The sequence below is a fragment of the Agaribacillus sp. DX54 genome (genome assembly GCF_056858335.1).
Genome location: NZ_JBXEQE010000141.1, coordinates 1 through 378, shown reverse-complemented (window position 1 = coordinate 378; position 378 = coordinate 1). Strand labels below are relative to the sequence as shown.

Genomic DNA, 378 nt, shown 5'->3' with positions numbered 1-378 from the left:
GGAGAGACTACGCAGACCGTGAGCATTATAATTAATCCTGACACGGAAGCTGTTTACACGATAAATCCTGCTCAGAACGAAGATAGTTATTCCAACGGCTATCAATTAGCGAGCGTAGCAGATGCGGATGGAGCAATTACGAGCGCTGTGATTGCTTCAGGCACTTTACCTGCGTGGATGAGTTTAAATGCAACTACTGGTGAGATTACGGTGAACGATGCAACTCAAGTCGCTGATGGTACTTATACGGTAGATGTTACGACCACCGATGCAGATGGCGGAGAGACTACGCAGACGGTAAGCATTGTAATTAATCCTGACACGGAAGCTGTTTATACAGTGAACGCAGCCCAGAACGAAGACAGTTATTCCAATGGC

General features: G+C 46.6%; 1 protein-coding gene. It reads left to right on the top strand.

Annotation, left to right across the window (positions count from 1 at the left end; all coding sequences use genetic code 11):
• On the top strand, window positions 1–378 hold a 378-nt coding region (locus AC04NP_RS30710), incomplete at both ends, for a putative Ig domain-containing protein (protein ID WP_482863955.1).